Source organism: Ureibacillus endophyticus (genome assembly GCF_024159215.1).
GTDB lineage: Bacteria > Bacillota > Bacilli > Bacillales_A > Planococcaceae > Ureibacillus > Ureibacillus endophyticus.
Genome location: NZ_JAMYWW010000001.1, coordinates 3,123,550 through 3,140,905 on the forward strand (window position 1 = coordinate 3,123,550; position 17,356 = coordinate 3,140,905).

The 17,356-nt window shown below is 36.2% G+C and carries 16 protein-coding genes and 2 pseudogenes; 7 read left to right on the forward strand and 11 right to left on the reverse strand.

What is annotated here, in order from left to right; translation table 11 throughout:
- Positions 1 to 114: 114 nt before the first annotated feature.
- The 3 genes from NKR20_RS15485 to NKR20_RS15495 all read left to right on the forward strand — a co-directional run bounded on the left by NKR20_RS15485 (position 115) and on the right by NKR20_RS15495 (position 7,402).
- Positions 115 to 1,785: an L-lactate permease gene (locus NKR20_RS15485; protein ID WP_253427399.1), complete on the forward strand. Its 1,671-nt coding sequence runs from the start codon at positions 115 to 117 to the stop codon at positions 1,783 to 1,785.
- Between the two features lie 102 nt (positions 1,786 to 1,887).
- Positions 1,888 to 5,316, forward strand: a complete 3,429-nt coding sequence (gene pyc, locus NKR20_RS15490; protein ID WP_121214620.1) for a pyruvate carboxylase — start codon at positions 1,888 to 1,890, stop codon at positions 5,314 to 5,316.
- 727 nt (positions 5,317 to 6,043) lie between these two features.
- Positions 6,044 to 7,402, forward strand: a complete 1,359-nt coding sequence (locus tag NKR20_RS15495; protein ID WP_253427401.1) for a peroxidase family protein — start codon at positions 6,044 to 6,046, stop codon at positions 7,400 to 7,402.
- A gap of 873 nt (positions 7,403 to 8,275) precedes the next feature.
- Here NKR20_RS15495 and NKR20_RS15500 read toward each other — a convergent pair.
- From NKR20_RS15500 to NKR20_RS15520, 5 genes are all read right to left on the reverse strand, one after another.
- Positions 8,276 to 8,662: a YxiJ family protein gene (locus tag NKR20_RS15500; protein ID WP_253427403.1), complete on the reverse strand. Its 387-nt coding sequence runs from the start codon at positions 8,660 to 8,662 to the stop codon at positions 8,276 to 8,278.
- Positions 8,663 to 8,712: 50 nt separating this feature from the next.
- Complete coding sequence (locus NKR20_RS15505) at positions 8,713 to 9,147, reverse strand: YhfM domain-containing protein (protein ID WP_253427405.1); 435 nt, start codon at positions 9,145 to 9,147, stop codon at positions 8,713 to 8,715.
- A 317-nt stretch (positions 9,148 to 9,464) separates the two neighbouring features.
- Entirely contained in the window at positions 9,465 to 9,905 is a 441-nt protein-coding gene (locus tag NKR20_RS15510) for a DUF4275 family protein (RefSeq protein WP_253428164.1), read from the reverse strand.
- Between the two features lie 49 nt (positions 9,906 to 9,954).
- A complete protein-coding gene (locus tag NKR20_RS15515) occupies positions 9,955 to 10,326 on the reverse strand; it encodes a CPCC family cysteine-rich protein (RefSeq protein WP_253427407.1) in 372 nt (123 codons plus the stop codon).
- A 31-nt stretch (positions 10,327 to 10,357) separates the two neighbouring features.
- Positions 10,358 to 11,053 (reverse strand): hypothetical protein, encoded by a 696-nt coding sequence (locus NKR20_RS15520; protein ID WP_253427409.1) that lies wholly within the window; start codon positions 11,051 to 11,053, stop codon positions 10,358 to 10,360.
- Between the two features lie 91 nt (positions 11,054 to 11,144).
- On the opposite strand from NKR20_RS15520, the gene NKR20_RS15525 reads away from it, so the two are divergent.
- Both NKR20_RS15525 and NKR20_RS15530 read left to right on the forward strand, forming a co-directional pair.
- On the forward strand, positions 11,145 to 11,810 hold the full coding sequence (locus tag NKR20_RS15525) for a DUF3885 domain-containing protein (RefSeq protein WP_253427411.1): 666 nt from the start codon (positions 11,145 to 11,147) through the stop codon (positions 11,808 to 11,810).
- 156 nt (positions 11,811 to 11,966) lie between these two features.
- Positions 11,967 to 12,227 carry a hypothetical protein gene (locus tag NKR20_RS15530; RefSeq protein ID WP_253427413.1) on the forward strand — a complete coding sequence of 87 codons (261 nt, stop codon included), beginning with the start codon at positions 11,967 to 11,969 and terminating at the stop codon, positions 12,225 to 12,227.
- Positions 12,228 to 12,288: 61 nt separating this feature from the next.
- Here the strand turns inward: NKR20_RS15530 and NKR20_RS15535 are convergent, their stop codons facing one another.
- The 4 genes and pseudogenes from NKR20_RS15535 to NKR20_RS15550 all read right to left on the reverse strand — a co-directional run bounded on the left by NKR20_RS15535 (position 12,289) and on the right by NKR20_RS15550 (position 14,811).
- Positions 12,289 to 12,720 carry a DUF4279 domain-containing protein gene (locus NKR20_RS15535; protein WP_253427415.1) on the reverse strand — a complete coding sequence of 144 codons (432 nt, stop codon included), beginning with the start codon at positions 12,718 to 12,720 and terminating at the stop codon, positions 12,289 to 12,291.
- Between the two features lie 18 nt (positions 12,721 to 12,738).
- The gene (locus NKR20_RS15540) at positions 12,739 to 13,092 is read right to left on the reverse strand and encodes a DUF5071 domain-containing protein (protein WP_253427417.1); all 354 of its coding nucleotides are present in this window, start codon (positions 13,090 to 13,092) and stop codon (positions 12,739 to 12,741) included.
- Between the two features lie 113 nt (positions 13,093 to 13,205).
- Entirely contained in the window at positions 13,206 to 13,685 is a 480-nt protein-coding gene (locus tag NKR20_RS15545) for a DMP19 family protein (protein WP_253427419.1), read from the reverse strand.
- Between the two features lie 79 nt (positions 13,686 to 13,764).
- A pseudogene (locus NKR20_RS15550) lies at positions 13,765 to 14,811 on the reverse strand (DUF1835 domain-containing protein).
- 179 nt (positions 14,812 to 14,990) lie between these two features.
- Here NKR20_RS15550 and NKR20_RS15555 point away from each other — a divergent pair.
- Both NKR20_RS15555 and NKR20_RS15560 read left to right on the forward strand, forming a co-directional pair.
- Positions 14,991 to 15,608: pseudogene (locus NKR20_RS15555) on the forward strand (AAA family ATPase); the annotation flags it as partial.
- A gap of 76 nt (positions 15,609 to 15,684) precedes the next feature.
- A protein-coding gene (locus tag NKR20_RS15560; protein WP_253427421.1) for an IS3 family transposase occupies positions 15,685 to 16,814 on the forward strand; the annotation gives its coding sequence in 2 pieces (ribosomal slippage) (positions 15,685 to 15,931 and positions 15,931 to 16,814; 1,131 coding nt in all).
- Between the two features lie 12 nt (positions 16,815 to 16,826).
- Here the strand turns inward: NKR20_RS15560 and NKR20_RS15565 are convergent.
- Both NKR20_RS15565 and NKR20_RS15570 read right to left on the reverse strand, forming a co-directional pair.
- Positions 16,827 to 17,135 carry an rRNA biogenesis protein rrp5 gene (locus tag NKR20_RS15565; protein WP_253427423.1) on the reverse strand — a complete coding sequence of 103 codons (309 nt, stop codon included), beginning with the start codon at positions 17,133 to 17,135 and terminating at the stop codon, positions 16,827 to 16,829.
- The gene (locus NKR20_RS15570; protein WP_026561416.1) at positions 17,110 to 17,328 is read right to left on the reverse strand and encodes a hypothetical protein; all 219 of its coding nucleotides are present in this window, start codon (positions 17,326 to 17,328) and stop codon (positions 17,110 to 17,112) included. The genes NKR20_RS15565 and NKR20_RS15570 overlap by 26 nt, the downstream gene beginning before the upstream one ends.
- Positions 17,329 to 17,356 lie beyond the last annotated feature (28 nt).

Consider the following 17,356-nt stretch of genomic DNA (forward strand, 5'->3'; position numbering starts at 1 on the left):
AAAAAATACATTGAATTATTAAAAAATTCTATTTATAATCTAGCACATAAGGTCATCTGATGAATTACTTGCTATTAGGGGAAAGAAATTTAATTTAAATTAGGGGGAGCAAGAATGACGTTTACTCAAGACTTTACTGCAGTCGCTAACAGTCTAGGCTGGACTGCACTAGTTGCAACAGTGCCAATTCTATATTTCTTCTGGGCACTAGCAATCAAAAAGATGAAAGGTTATATGGCAGGGCTTACAACATTAATTTTAGCTATATTAGTCGCAGTTATTGCATTTAAAGTGCCAGTCATAACAGCATTAGCATCTGCATCACAGGGGGCTGTGTACGGAATTATACCAATTGGTTGGATCATTATTACTTCAGTATTTTTATATAACTTAACGGTGAAAACAGGACATTTTGAAGTAATTCGCTCTTCCGTACTTTCTATTACACCAGATAGAAGAATACAAGCATTATTAATAGCATTTTCATTTGGTGCATTCTTAGAAGGGGCTGCTGGATTTGGTGCTCCGGTGGCAATTTCTGCAGCGTTACTTGTAGGACTAGGCTTTAAACCGTTACAAGCAGCTGGTCTTTGCTTAATCGCAAATACTGCTCCTGTTGCTTTTGGCGCAATTGGGGTACCGATTACAGTTATGGAGGGAATTACGGGGATACCAGCAATTGAAATCTCAAAAATGGTTGGTCGTCAATTGCCGATTCTAGCAGTATTTATCCCATTAGTGTTAGTAGTAATTATGGTTGGCTTTAAAAAAGCATTAGAAGTGTTACCAGCTATTTTAGTATCTGGTTTTTCATTTGCCATTACACAATTTTTAAGCTCAAACTACTTAGGCGCTGAGCTACCAGATATTTTATCATCATTAGTTTCATTAATTGCTTTAACAATTTTCCTACGCTTCTGGCAACCAAAAACAATTTATCGCTTTAAAGATGATGTACAAGTAAGTGAAATTAAACAAACACATTATACAGGTGGACAAGTCTTAACAGCATGGTCACCATTTATTGTATTAACTTTCTTTATCTCCGCTTGGGGAATTCCAACATTTAAGAAAGCGTTAGTTGGAACATATGATGGTGGAAATGCCATTTTAAATTTTGTGAATTCAATTGGAAGCGCTTTAACGTTTTATCCTGAAGTACCGTTCTTACATAATGTCGTCATTGATGGTGCAACAGGGAAAGAAATTGCCGCTGTTTATAAATTAGAACTTTTAGGTGCTGCTGGTACTGCTATTTTATTTGCTGCCATTATTTCAAAATTCATTTTAAAAATTTCATGGGGCAATTGGGTTAAAACATTTTTCTCTACTTTAAATGAAATTAAGTTCCCATTACTAACAATTTGCTGTGTTGTAGGATACGCATATGTAGCGAATACAGCTGGAATGATGGCAACTTTAGGTTTAGTGTTAGCGAAGACAGGCGCTTTATTCCCATTCTTCTCTCCAATTTTAGGTTGGATTGGTGTAGTTGTTACAGGTTCCGATACTTCATCAAACGTATTATTCGCGAAGTTACAACAAGTCACTGCAGAGTCAGTAGGAATGGATCCTGTGTTGGCCTTAGCAGCAAATACAGGTGGTGGTGTTACAGGAAAAATGATTTCACCACAAACATTAGCAGTTGCTGCAGCAGCTGTTGGACTAGCAGGTAAAGAATCTGAATTACTAAAATTCGCATTCAAGTATAGCTTAATTTTATTACTAGCAATTTGTATTATTACTTTCTTACAAAGTACTGTTTTAACTTGGATGATTCCTTAATTTCATAGGGGGTGTCCTAAAGTGAAAATTGTTTGGACACCCCCCTACTACTTAAACATGGTCTATTACTTTAAATAGAATTAAAAAATGGGGGGTAATTTTATGAGAAAAATCGAGAAAATTTTAGTAGCAAACCGTGGTGAAATTGCGATTCGTATTTTCCGCGCATGTACTGAATTGAAGATAAAAACGGTTGCAATTTATTCCCATGAAGATAGTGGTGCCATTCATCGCTTTAAAGCAGATGAAGCATATTTAGTTGGACAAGGTAAAAAGCCAATCGATGCTTATTTAGATATAGAAGGAATTATCGCAATTGCAAAAGATGCCGATGTCGATGCAATTCATCCGGGTTACGGATTCTTATCTGAAAATGTTGCCTTTGCCCAACGTTGTGAAGAAGAAGGAATAATTTTTATTGGTCCGAAATCTATCCATTTAGATATGTTTGGGGATAAAGTAAAAGCTCGTGAACAAGCGATTGCTGCTGGCATCCCTGTTATCCCAGGTACAGATGGTCCTGTAAATAGCTTAGATGAGGTTGAAGTATTTGCTAAACAATACGGGTTCCCTGTAATGATTAAAGCAGCCCTTGGTGGTGGTGGTCGTGGGATGCGTCTTGTTGAAAATCCAAATGACCTAGCTACAGCATACGAACGTGCAAAATCAGAAGCAAAAGCGGCCTTTGGTTCAGACGAAGTGTATGTTGAAAAGGCAATCATCAAACCAAAACACATTGAAGTACAAATTTTAGGTGATGAAGAAGGAAATATTGTGCATTTATATGAGCGTGACTGCTCCATTCAACGTCGTCATCAAAAAGTAGTAGAAATTGCCCCATCGAATTCAATTTCAAACGATTTACGCAATCGCATTTGTGCAGCTGCTGTGCAATTGATGAAAAATGTGCAATATGTCAATGCTGGTACGGTAGAGTTTTTAGTGACGGATGATGAGTTTTACTTCATTGAAGTCAACCCACGTATTCAAGTAGAACATACAATTACAGAAATGATTACAGGTATTGATATCGTTCATACACAAATTAAAATTGCAGAAGGTCATGCATTACATAGTAAAAAAATCGGTATGCCTCAGCAAAAAGATATTCCGTTATTCGGTTATGCGATTCAATCACGTATTACGACAGAAGATCCAAAAAATAATTTCATGCCGGATACAGGAAAAATTATGGTATATCGCTCTTCAGGTGGCTTCGGTGTACGTCTTGATGCAGGGAACGGTTTCCAAGGTGCCGTGGTTACACCCCACTACGATTCATTACTTGTGAAACTATCAACTTGGGGAATGACATTTGAAGAAGCAGCTCAAAAAATGGATCGGAATTTACGCGAGTTCCGTATTCGCGGTGTAAAAACAAATATACCATTCTTAGAAAATGTAGTGCTTCACGAGAAATTTATTAGTGGACAATTTGATACGAGCTTTATTGATACAACACCTGAGCTATTTGTATTTAAAGAACGAAAAGACCGCGCAACGAAGTTATTAAACTACATCGGAAATGTTACTTTAAATGGATTCCCAGGAATCGAAAAACGTCCGAAACCAATTTTTGTACAACCAAATATTCCAAGCGTAACTGGAACAACACTTTCTGGTACGAAGCAAATATTAGATGAGCAAGGTGCAGCTGGTCTTGTTAATTGGATAAAGGAACAAAACGATGTGTTACTAACGGATACAACATTCCGAGATGCGCATCAATCACTTCTTGCAACACGTGTTCGTTCAAAGGATATGTTTGAAATCGCAAATGCAACTAGTACGTTGCTGCACAACTTCTTCTCTCTTGAAATGTGGGGCGGTGCAACCTTTGACGTAGCATATCGCTTTTTAAAAGAAGACCCATGGGAACGTTTAGAGCAATTACGCAAGCAGATTCCAAATGTCTTATTCCAAATGCTTTTTAGAGGAAGTAATGCAGTAGGATATTCAAATTACCCCGATAATGTAGTGCGTGCGTTTATTAAACAGGCGGCACAATCTGGTGTGGATGTCTTCCGTATTTTTGATTCATTAAACTGGGTAAAAGCAATGGAAGTAGCCATTGACGAAGTACGATTGAATGGAAAAGTGGCAGAAGCGGCGATTTGTTATACAGGTGATATTTTCGATGAAAGCCGTGCGAAGTATACAGTGCAATATTATAAGGAAATGGCGAAACAATTAGAGCATGCAGGGGCTCATATTTTAGCCATTAAAGATATGGCTGGTTTGTTAAAGCCAAATGCAGCATATCGTTTAATCTCTGAATTAAAGGATGCAACGGATTTACCGATCCACCTTCATACTCATGATACAAGTGGAAACGGAATCTTTGTCTATGCGAAAGCAATCGAAGCAGGTGTCGATATTATTGATACAGCATTAGGTTCAATGTCTGGTTTAACATCACAGCCGAGTGCTAATTCATTATACTACGCGTTAAGTGGCGAAGAACGTAAAGTACGTGCAGATATCAATGCCCTTGAAAAACTTTCCTATTATTGGGGGGATGTGCGTAAATATTACGTGGACTTTGAGAGCGGTATGAATGCACCTCATTCAGAAGTGTTTGTACATGAAATGCCAGGTGGACAATATAGTAACTTGCAACAACAAGCGAAAGCAGTTGGGCTAGGCGATCGCTGGGAGCAAGTGAAAGACATGTATTCAAGAGTAAATTTAATGTTTGGTGATATTGTTAAAGTAACACCTTCTTCTAAAGTTGTTGGGGACATGGCATTATTTATGGTACAAAACGATTTAGATGAAGAAAATATTTATGAACGCGGGAAAACTCTAGATTTCCCTGATTCAGTCATTGAACTGTTCCAAGGTTATTTAGGACAACCACATGGTGGCTTCCCAAAAGAATTACAACAACTTATTTTAAAAGACCGAGAAGCAATTACAGTTCGACCAGGTGAATTATTAGAGCCTGTTAATTTTGAACAGTTAGCCATTGAGCTAGAAGAAAAAATTGGTCGTACACCATCTCATAAAGATGTTCTTGCATACGCACTTTATCCAAAAGTCTTTGAAGAATATGCGAAAGTAAATTCACAGTTCGGCGATATTTCAGTTTTAGATACGGCAACATTCCTATACGGCTTACGTTTAGGCGAAGAAATTGAAGTTGAAATTGAAAAAGGAAAAACACTAATTATTAAACTGGTATCAATCGGAGAACCACAACACGATGGTACACGTGTAATTTACTTTGAAATTAACGGTCAATCCCGTGAAATTATCATTCAAGATATGACGGTAGAAGTAACAGGCAATAAAGCACCGAAAGCAGATCCGTCAAATCCAAATCAAATTGGTGCAACAATGCCAGGTACTGTTTTAAAAGTAGCAGTATCAAAAGGTAGCTCAGTGAAACGTGGCGATCATTTATTAATTACTGAGGCTATGAAAATGGAAACAACAGTTCAAGCACCGAAAGACGGGATTGTTAAAGAAATTTATGTTGCTTCAGGCGACGCAATTTCAACAGGTGATTTATTAATCGAGCTTGAATAATGTGAAGGGCAACTTGAGGCTGTGTTAAAAGTTATTTGACTTTTAACACAGCCTTTCTTAGTAATACTATCCACTCTAGAATAGTGCCCCTGCAGTAAATGCCACCATTCTCGTCACAATATAATCTGATACTTTTTTTGTATACAAAATATTAATTATGCTAATTCCAACCAAGCAACCGCTTCACAATGCGTCGTATGTTTGTGGCAACACATTGGTGGGTTTTATTATATAGGATTGGATGAATTATCAAAACTAAAGAACAGTTTTAATGAATAAGTGGATTAGATTAACAATTTACATCAATAATGCGTAAAGGTTTTGACTTAAATAATCTATGTATTCTTCTCTATTAAATATAAATCCAGTTTCTTTACGCAATTCTTTTTGTCTTTTATCCAGTTGTTCACGTCTAGCTTTAACAAATTCCTCGTCTGCTTTAATAGTATATCGAACCCCTTTAAAACCCCGTATGCCCCTAGGTAGGCAGATTAAAAAAATTATCACTGTAGAGCTTTTTTACTGACAGAAGTTACTATTCCAAACAAGCAAAGCTTATGATCTAAAACTTATATAAAAGAAGGGATAAATTTGTATCTTAACCAAGCTAGTGCAACGGATGTGATTAAAGGTTTGAGACATTATTTTACCTTTCTACGAATATCTTCATATTGTACTGAAAATTTGAATTTACTGGAATATACGTAAAGCTCTAGGGGGGAAAATTTTGAAATCCAATGAAGAGTTTTGGCAAAGATATTATAACCAGTCAAAAGTGAATGACAGTGACAAATTTGGTCGTATGTTTCCATTTTTGCCATCAGCTCATAAAGATACGAAAAAAGTAAGGTCTGCACTATTGGAGCTAGGAAAAAAGGAAGGGATAATGGATAATGATTCCAAAAACCTTGATAATCCTAAAATTCCATCAGGTTTTACATTTTTCGGCCAATTTATCGACCACGATATAACTTTCGATCCAACGTCTAGCTTAGAACATCAGAACGACCCAAATACAATTGAAAACTTCAGAACACCTGTGTTGGAACTGGACAGTATTTATGGAGGGGGACCAGTTGCAAGTCCTCATTTATATGACATTACAACAGGCGGCATCAAGTTATTGATTGATAAGGATTTTCCAAACGATGTACCTAGAAACAGTCAAAATACAGCGTTGATGGCAGATCCGAGAAACGATGAGAATTTGATCATTTCACAACTCCACCTATCATTCTTAAAATTTCATAATGCAGTTGTGGATCAAGTAATAGCAAATGGAATAACCGCACCATTTCAAGCTTTTGCAGAAGCGCAACGTCTAGTTCGATGGCATTACCAATGGATTGTATTGTATGAATACTTGCCACTTATTGTAGGAAAATCTGTGATCAAGGATATTCTTAAGAATGGCCGAAAATTCTACAAGTTTAAAAATAAACCGTATATACCGGTAGAGTTTGCAATGGCAGCATTTAGGATTGGTCACAGTCAGGTTAGACCAGTTTATAAGGTGAATAGTCAATTTACAGCACCAATATTTAATTCTAGCCAAGATCAAAATCACCCAGATCCGGATGATTTACGAGGTGGTAAACGAGCTCCTAGGAGATTTGTAGAGTGGAGTAACTTCTTTAACACAGAAAGTGGTGTTGTTCAGCAAGGAAAAAAAATCGATACGACAATATCCAGCCCAATGTTTGAACTACCGTTCGTGCCAGATCCAAAAGCCCTTCCGCAACGCAGTCTTTTGCGAGGACTTTCATTTGGTTTGCCATCGGGCCAAGATATTGCAAAAGAAATGTTTATCCGACCACTACTACCAGTTGATTTGTCCGATGTTGCAGATTTAGGTTTTGACCGAAAAACTCCTCTGTGGTTCTATATTCTTAGAGAAGCACAAATTGAAAAGGATGGAACAAGGTTGGGGCCAGTGGGTGGCAGGATAGTGGCTGAAGTATTGATTGGTCTGCTTCAAGGGGATGAACAGTCCTTTTTAAGGGAAAACCCTGATTGGAAACCAACGCTTGGAAAAAAAGGTAAATTCAGAATGACAGATCTTCTGAAAATTGCTGGAGTGTTATAAGTTGAGATGAAATTAAACTTTTAAATATGTAGGATTTCTAAAAAAATAGCAGTTAGATGGTTAATTAAGTTATTGGTGGTTATAAATTTAAATAAAATGCTCCAAAAAGATAAATGACATTTTAAAGAAAAGCTCTTAAGCGCACCTAAAAAAGATGATGATTGTATTGCACAAGCATCATCTTTTTTAAGTTCCATTGTTCTCTGTGTGAATGATTATTAAACTAAACTGCGCTGTTAGTTCAATAACTTCAACAAAAAGCTTTTAAACCTTTTTAGAACAACAAGAAAAAAGAACTTATTCCACTATCGGAAATTCGTTCTTTGATCGTTATACTTGTTCAGTAATATTAATGTCCTGCTACACCCATTTTCCACAAACCCTTGTCATTCCTACGTTCATATTTTAAGAATTTTCAAACAGTTAAAATAGAGTTCTGCACGAATCAGGCATTTTCTCAATTTTCTTCTCACTTTTTTCTGCCACAACTTTATTATTTATGATAATAATGTTCTGCTATTTCTTGCTTTTCTTCCTGCCTTTTTCTCCTGCTTTTTCGCACTCTTTTTCAGGCTTTTGGGGTTCTTACGAACCCCTCACACTTTCATTCAAGTATTGATAGAACAGGGCTTATCAGTCTTTTCCTTCTCTTTTTTAGTCAGGCAAAAGGATGGGATTCCTGTTCCCACCCCTTCTTTTCTTTCTTTTCTTCCTGCCTTTATCCACACGATTTCCACAGGCATATCAGAACTTTGTTTTGATTTTCCTATTGGTTTATTGTGTGGCACAAGGGTTTATTATTGGGTTACATAGTTATTGCAGGGAATAGGATTAAAGGGGTTAGGGAGTATAAAGCATTTTAATCCCCAGAAATCACTTCATATATGTAGATAAATATTGCAACAGCAATTTTCTTGCCTTTTCAAAATCCATATATTCTTGGTAAAATCCATCATATTGAGTTATGTTATCTTCAAAAAATCTATATTGTTTAAAGAACTCAAAGAATGAAAACCTCAACATTTCTATTTGACCTTTTGGAATTTTATTTGACTTCCCTATTAAAACATAACTTAAAGTCCCAGCGATGTTCATGCAATAAGTATTAAAATCCGCTGTTAACCAGTTATCATCATCAGATAACTTGGAAAAAGCATTACTGTAATCTTCTTGGATTTTATCTGTATCTCTATAGGGGAACGGTTTCTGCAATTTCTCATTTATCAGTACCAGTTGTCTTTCAATATCATTCAAATCCATTTTCTTTTCTCCGTATCTTCCACATTATTTCCTGTTACGTTAAGTGATAATCATTCCGATAGTATCAACCTTCTTAACTCCTTTGTCATTTGTGGGGATGTAAGATAAATCGAATCATCGGTAATATACATAAACGTACTCTTCTCATTTTCCTTTCCTAACCATAAATGAATTCCATGTGTAGGCAGTCCCCCTTCTTCTGCCTCGTATTCCACCATTACATCGTAATCAGGTTCAGATATCTTAACCTCCCCTGGTTGTTTGACAGCAGTCGTAATCGCCTTTTCAAAAGCATCTAATGATTCCCCATCTTTAATTGATAGAATAATCTTCTCATTCATTTTTCCTGTTCCATTAGACTTTGAAATTTTAATTTCAGATATTTTTTCATCTAAAAGAACCATTGTTTCTCCTTGTTGTAATTGGCATCCTATTAAAGCAATTGCAACACATAAAATTGTTAATATCGAAAATATAACCTTCAAGCTATCTCCTCTCCTCTATTATCAAAGTGAGCAGAGTTACCCACTTAATAAGATGGTTTATATATTCTATCTGTGTCGGTATCAATTACATAATCAACCTCTATGTCTTCATTATAGGCAAGTTGGTCAAAGCAGTTAATTCTACAAAATAGAGCTGGAAGGTCAAAAATATCTGAAGTAAGTGCTTTGGCATTTATATACCTTTTCATAAGTTCCTGTTTTGAACACCTTTTCCCTTTAATTAGAACTTGGTGATAATATCCGTCAATTTTAACTATCAATGTCATCACGATTGACTGCTAATCAAACCATATAGCTTAGTTTGTTTTGTCTTTTCGACTGAAATACGGACCGCACCAGCCTGTTTCATGGGTTCTTACATAAGTCCAATTAAACTCTTTATCTACTACGTAGACATCTTCATCATTTACAAAGTCCTCGGCTGTTAAAGGTGAAGCATTTTCAAGGATAAAAGCATCATCGGTATGCTGATAAAAAACATAGCAAGATTGTTTGGATTGTTCGTTAAATGCTATATCAGCTTGTTCCTCCTTTAAATACTTCCTTCTTTCATAACTAAATACATGCCATAGGTAGCCACAACAACCATCTTCATCATAAAGATAAATAGATTTCTTTTCTTTATCGCTAAGATGATTGACAAAGTTATCTTCCCATTGCTTTCGCAGATATGTCCCCCACTTAGGTATTTCTATCACTCTTACTTTTTTCATTCTTAGTAAAGATACTAAATCCATCATATTCTCCAACATGACACCTACTTTTTATATATTCAAATTGCTAACCTTATGTTTCATAAGAAATCCCCATTAAAATATCTTCGTATGACTTTATCTTCCTACAAAGTGCCTCATATTCTGACGAATCAGGTTTGCACTTGTCTAATTCAACAAACATACTTATTAAAGATTTTTTTACTTCAACCTCTTTATCGGTTTGTTTTTCTGTATTTCTCCTATCTCTATACATAATGAGGTTTTCTTTAAAATTCTTTCTTGCTTCTGTGAGGGAATAATCACCATTTGGACCTCCCCATACTTCATTCGCATTTGGGTCGTCTTGTCCATCGTCTTCCCAATGACAAAGTTCACATATATCAAATATTCCCCGTTCTTCAATTGTTGGAAAACCACAACAAGGACACTTTTCCCGTTTCAATCTAATCTCTCCCTTTAGTCAGATAAAGTTTTTAACGCAAATGACGTTTATACTGCTTAAATGCCTTGTGTGGTGGAATCCCTACCGTTTCATCAGGTACATAACAATCTCTATCGTGATATGGCATTTCTAACTCTTCCCATTCAAAATCATCCTCAACACATTTAATAAATAAATCGTAACCCTCACCATCTGAAGGGGATAACCCTAACCTTATTTCTTTATGCTTTAATGCAACATCAATCGCTTCTTTAAGTTCGATTAAAGCTGTTCGATTGGCAATAAGATAGGCATCACTATGCCACATCTGTTGTCCAAATATATGGCACAAAGGGGTCGGTTCATCCTCTTCATAAAAACGATTCTTATATGCTTGATTTAGCTGTTCAAGTACGGTTTCGGGGCTATAAATATCTAAATAGGTATCCATACCACTTTCCCAATACCTTTGTCCACCACCCCAAAACGGTGAAACAAAGTCATCATATAAATCATTGTTCTCCACAAATAAATATCTTTCCAAGGCATCTTCTAAATCCCCAATATAATAATAGCTGTGTATTTGTATTTCATCCTTTTTATAAATAAAATGATAAAGAGTATCCGCTATTTTTTCGCTTTCCAGCAAATCAAAATGATTGTTCTTTGTACTTTTAGGCTTTAATCCCCCATTTACAAATGGTGTTTCTGGAATATAAATAGCTGTGAACAATTTTACATCTGACATTTATTGACACCTCCTGAACCAATATTACCTCAAATTCTATTTTTACAAAGTACGCAATTATTAACCATATATTATTTGGAGGAAAAACAATATGATAAACTTTTTATCCCAATTTATGAAAGAGCATTTTGATAACCTTACTTTAAGACCGCCCCTATTTTATTCATGGGAATACGGTATCCGTTTTGAAATTTCTATGCCCTGGGTACAACATGAAGATAAGAACAATCTTCAGCAAATCGAAGAAAGAATTAATGGCATATTCAATAAAGTTTTTCATGATACCGATGAAATGTTACTGGTCACTGACATTCATTGTGAGAGGAATGATACTTTCTTGCAAAAAAGACCCACAAAAGTCTACCAAAAATATATAAAAGACAAGAAGTTAAGGCAAAAACTGCAACATAAGATGTTACCAAGTGTTTTCTTAGAGGATGAAGATGATTATGAGGACATGGTCACACATCGATTTGTTCTACCTTGTAAAAAGAGCGACATTCGTTATAAACCGCTCTTAACTGCTATTAGTTATGAGGATTTTCCACATCCATCCCAAATTCTAAAAGGGTTATACCGCCCTGGTATTGACATTTATTTTATTAATGTTACAAAGAAAATGATTTACCATCTATATGATGACCGAGGCTGTGACGTTATCGCCTCAAACAAAGAAGATTTAGATTCACTTTATGAAGAACTAAATGATTGGATTTTAGACTACGACCGAGAACAGATTAATAAGATATTCAAATAATCTATTTGCTGTATAATTAAAGAAAAACATCTTAAAGAGGTGATTAACTTGGACCTTCTCATTACATTTCCTGCCATCATACTCGGCCTGTAGTGTCTAAATTTCCTTTGGGGGACTTTTACAGGCTGAGCCTTATCCCAAGGAGTGTGATGGCAAGTGAAGCCACATATTAAGAATCGAAGTCGTGCTTATTATCGACATCATCGAAAAAGAGTGATTCATCGTAAAATAAAGATTGCCAAACATTTAGGTTGGCAATCTCGCTTTACTGGATATTTCGCAAAAGGGAAAGTGCATTGTTCGTGCTGGATGTGTTCCCAAAAAACGAAAAAAGATGGATTTCCTCATTCACAAAACATTCAATTGGAAAGCTTGAATAGCCAATTATATGATTACTTTAGCGAAGGGGAATTTTAATCGTTTAATGAGCAGGGTGATAGTTCCTGCTCTTTCATTATTTTGTAGTCTTACTTCCCCATCAGCTATAAACATAAAGGTCAAAATCCACATCTGCCCCTATGGAATCGGTAAAATGAATAAATCTCCTATCTAAGTACATAGCTGGTTTTTCATTATTTTCTATTTGAATAACGATGGTAAATCTATACGCTAAGTCATAATTTTCCCTTAACTGATTTAACTGTTCTTCCTTCCCCTCCAATTGATTCAAAACGAAATCCAATTGTTCACTAATATCATAAGACTGCTCGTAATCTGTACCTAACTCCCAACTGGTATATTGCCGATAATGCGTTCCTCTCGAAATCACATTAGGATTAGGTGGTCTTTTAATAGCTTCACCTTTTATATATGTCCTTGTCGGCTTGATTCCTAATACATTTGTAAAATGTTCAATAGAAAATTCATCTGCCTTCGCTGAAAAATAAACCTTTACATTCGTTTTTTCCATTCATAAGCTCCCTAAAATTCATTCAATCATCTGTAAAATCTCAACTGAAATTTCATCAAGTTCTTCTAACTTTTCTCCTGCTGTTGGACTTTCAACAAGTCTTATTAAATTCTTTTTAAATTGCATTCTTAAATCCTCTGGTAATCTTTTCACCAAAATTATTAAACACCAATACTTCCTAACGTCATCATTCGTGGCTAAAACCTCTTTAATCAGTGGTACTATTTCATCTGAACAAGTTAATAGAAGTTCTGAAGCTTCCTCTGCTATCGGCCAGTTCATGTCCTGAATCCATTCCATAAGACCTGGTAACAAAAGAACGAGTTCTTTTCTACTTAGGTTCTTTAATTGGTTTACTCTTTTCGGAGTCATGCTTATCTCTTGGTAGATATTCAGTGTAAGTTTTCATTTTGCACCTTTAAGTCATAATGGAATTTATAAATTTAGTTTAAGTACAAACAGTTTTCACTGTTTCAATAAAAGAATTAATCATCAACAACTTCAATTAAATCGGTGTGAATCATTACAAAGTAGGTTTCGATTAATTCTCTCAATTTTTCATTGAGGTTATAATATTCATCGTTTGCTTTTTCGATAACGCTATAAAACTCCCTTTCATCTATCTCGTTATTTTCTAAGGAAACGTACAATCTCCACATTTCCACGCCATATGTTTTTTCAATCTTGGCATACTCATGAGCATCTATTTTTTCAAGAATACCGATTAGTTCTTCCAAATAACGAGTGATTCCTATTTTCTCTATATGGTCTGAATTCCATCTTAATAAACTTTCATGACCTCCACTTTCCATTTCTGAATAGTATTGAAGAATAATAAATGCTTCATATGCAATTTTATTTTCTGATGAGTAGCCAAATTCAATCAGCACATCACTAACAATGTTCCATATATCATCTCGATTTAATAACTCTCCTCTTTTTATTATTCTTGTCTTCTTATTCATGCTTAGAGTCACCTTTCTACCTTCATTTAAATACCTTTTTGGAATAGAATCGCCAAAAATAAATTATATTCTTCAACCATTAGCGTTTCAATCTCACACTGTAATATCTCATAGCCTTCAAATTGCCTTCCATCTCAAAAACACCTTTTTCTATCAACTTTCTTAGCCGATACTCGAAGAATGCATCCCCCATATATTGGTCTAAATGCCCTATCACTTCTCCTATTAATCTTGCAGACTTCATGAAAGGTTCAGGTTCTTTTGCTCGTTCTCTTTCAATCTAAAGTTTTTTCGCCACATTTATCATATATTGGTCGTAATAGTCCTCTTTAACGTTGCGTATCTTTCCACTTCTCCAAATACGCAATGTTTCCTTCGTATCAGCAAGAGCCATCCATGCTTTCTCGAGTTCCTTTCTCTCGTACTTTGATAAAATTTTGGGTTGTCCTTTCTCATAGATAACTTGCAATTGCTCAGGGGACATCTCTCCTGTTTGTAGAACAGTATATTGAATGTCTGGTCGATTAAAATGTTCAGCATGTCCCTTTGTTGCATTAATCACCTTGATTTCATTCGTTTTATTCCTCAATAAATATAGAACATATCTTAGTCCTGTCTGTTCATGGGTGTTATCAGCTACCCATATCGTAATTGGCACATTGTCAGGAACAGAATTTATTTGATTGACAGTGTTATAAAATCCCTGTTGATAATCTTGAAATTGGTCATCATCCATCACATTTTTCATCCATTGAAATCTTGCTTCTTGCCCATCACTTTCATGTAGTTGCTCAATAAGACCAATCGAGAATATATCCCAAAAGGAAATAACCTTTTCCCTCTTAGATAGGCCCATTTTCTTTAAAGCATATTTTAGTGACCCTGCACCAGAAAGCCCAAAGAGAATATGTACCTTTTGAAAAGTCTCTTCCTCCTTCGCTTCCGACCGTTCCTTTGATAATTTGAACACCGTTTCGTATATGCTTTCCACGTCATTTATAAAATTCGTCTCTGAATAATCCGTTTCTTTTACAAGATTCAATCGGAATAAAATATGAAATAGTAGTGACTTTGCTTCGCCTTCAGGCAGTTCTTCAATGGATTTTTTCAACTTTTCTATTTCCACTATGCCACTCTCCCTATATTCTCCTATAAACTCAAATACTATGATTATCAGCAATTTGCCACAGAAAATGAATTTTTAAATAAGTCTAAATCTATTCTATGTTATTATTTGGTATTAAGAAAGCCATTTATGAACTACTTTAAAAAGGAAACAAAAACATAAATACGGAGGTATTTCTTGTGGAAAATTCAAATGAACATCAATATTTGAGGGGTTTAAGACTGGAACGTGACAGCATAACTTCCTTTGAGAACTACCCCTTTCGTTTACCAAGCATAAAGACTTTGGATGAACTATCCTTTCATCCAAATGTCACTTATTTTATTGGCGAAAACGGGATGGGCAAATCAACGTTATTAGAAGCCATTGCGATTAATACTGGATTTAATCCAGAGGGTGGTACTTTCAATTTTAACTTTTCAACCTATGATTCTCATTCTTCATTGGAAAGGTATATAAAATTAATAAGGGGATTTCAAAAACCAAGAGATGGATTTTTTCTACGGGCAGAGACCTTTTATAATGTGGCTTCCAACATCGAAGCATTAGACAGCGAACCAGCTCCAGGACCACGAGTGATTGATTCCTTTGGGGGAGTGTCGCTTCATAAGCAATCGCATGGGGAATCCTTTTGGGCAACATTTATAAATCGTTTTGGGGGAAATGGCATTTATCTATTAGATGAACCAGAGGCCGCCCTATCCCCTCTTAGACAACTATCCATGTTAGCCCACATTCATGAATTAGTCCGTCAAAATTCGCAATTTATTATTGCTACCCACTCTCCCATCATCATGAATAGGCTACACTAAGTTGGACAGATAAAATAAGGGGTTGTAAACTTAGACTAATAACTTAAGGGAGCGTGCAACAATGTCACGTCAACGTCGAACATTTACACCCGAATTTAAACTGCAATTAGTGAAGCTTTATGAAAATGGTAAGCCTCGTGCGGAGATTGCGCGAGAATATGATATTACTCCTTCTGCGCTAGATCGCTGGATTAAAAACCACCAGGAAACAGGTTCATTCGCTGCGAAAGACAATCGTTCTGAAGAAGAGAATGAGCTCGCTCGATTACGTAAAGAAAACCAACGCTTACTAATGGAAGTCGATATTTTAAAGCAAGCGGCGCTGATCATGGGACGAAAATAAGTGTGATTCGTAATAACGCTCACAAGTATTCGGTATCAGCAATGTGTGCCGTCCTCGAGATTCCAACAAGTACGTATTATTATCATGCCGATCTATCTAGTCAACGTGCGAAAAAGGCTGAAGATAAGGTGATTTCAAAGGAAGTTGCGCGTATTTTCAAAGAAAGTCGCAATAATTACGGCACACGTAAAATCAAGAAAGAATTAGCGAAATTGCCTGAGCCAAAACACGTTTCTCGTCGTCGAATTGGTCGCATTATGAATGAACTCGGGCTCGTTTCAACCTATACAGTGGCGCAATTTAAGCCACATAAATCAAGCTGTAACGAAGCTCCAGTCAAGAATGAATTACAGCGTCAATTTAAACAGGATGAACCATTAGCGGTGATTGTCAGTGATTTAACATACGTTCGTGTCGGAAAAAAGTGGCACTATGTATGCCTATTTGTCGATTTGTTCAACCGTGAAATCATCGGTTATAGTGCTGGTGAAAATAAAACGGCAGAGCTTGTGCATCAAGCCATTGCAAGCATCAAGGTCAATCTAAATGACGTCAAAATGTTTCACACAGACCGAGGAAAAGAGTTTGATAATAAACTGATTTCAGAGGCACTTGAAACATTCGGAATCCAGCGATCACTGAGCATGAAGGGATGCCCTTACGATAATGCCGTGGCTGAAGCGACATTTAAAGTAGTTAAAACAGAATTCGCTAATCAAGCCCACTTCACCTCTCTTGAACAGCTGGCTCTTGAACTTGGGGATTACGTACACTGGTTCAACAACCTACGAATTCACGGAACACTCGGCTATTTAACGCCTGTGGAATTCAAGCAACAGTCCCTATAATTTTTGTCCAGTTTAGTGTTGACATTCCAACATATCTGCATAATGTTTTGGGTCAACTTCGCTTAATTTAGAGCCACCGTATTTTTGGATGATTTCCCTCACTTGGGCAGTAAGGCCAACCTGACTTTTTTCAGCAAGTTTTGCTCTGACTTCCTCCAGAGTGATTTCCTTTTTCTTTGGCGCAGATTCTTTTACGGTTGTAGTCGGTTCTTTTGTTTCCACAGGTTCATTGCCGGCCATTACATCAGCAACCGCTTGTATACTGTCCGCCAAAGAACGCATATCAGAAACCACATCAAGAAGTAGTTTGATTTTGCTCATGGTTTAATCCTCCCTCCTTAATCTCACTAATGGCGAGTTCCTGTACGGTGTCACCTGGAACAAGGATAGTCAGTTTCTGCTTATCACCAAGTAAGAAACGGAGGAGACGCTCCCTTATGGTGACATTACGACAGGAAACAATCCCGCCAGATTGTGGAGTTTTTGAAACACTGATTTTTAAGTTGTGTTTCATGTTCTTCACCTCTTTCCGAGAGCCTTTA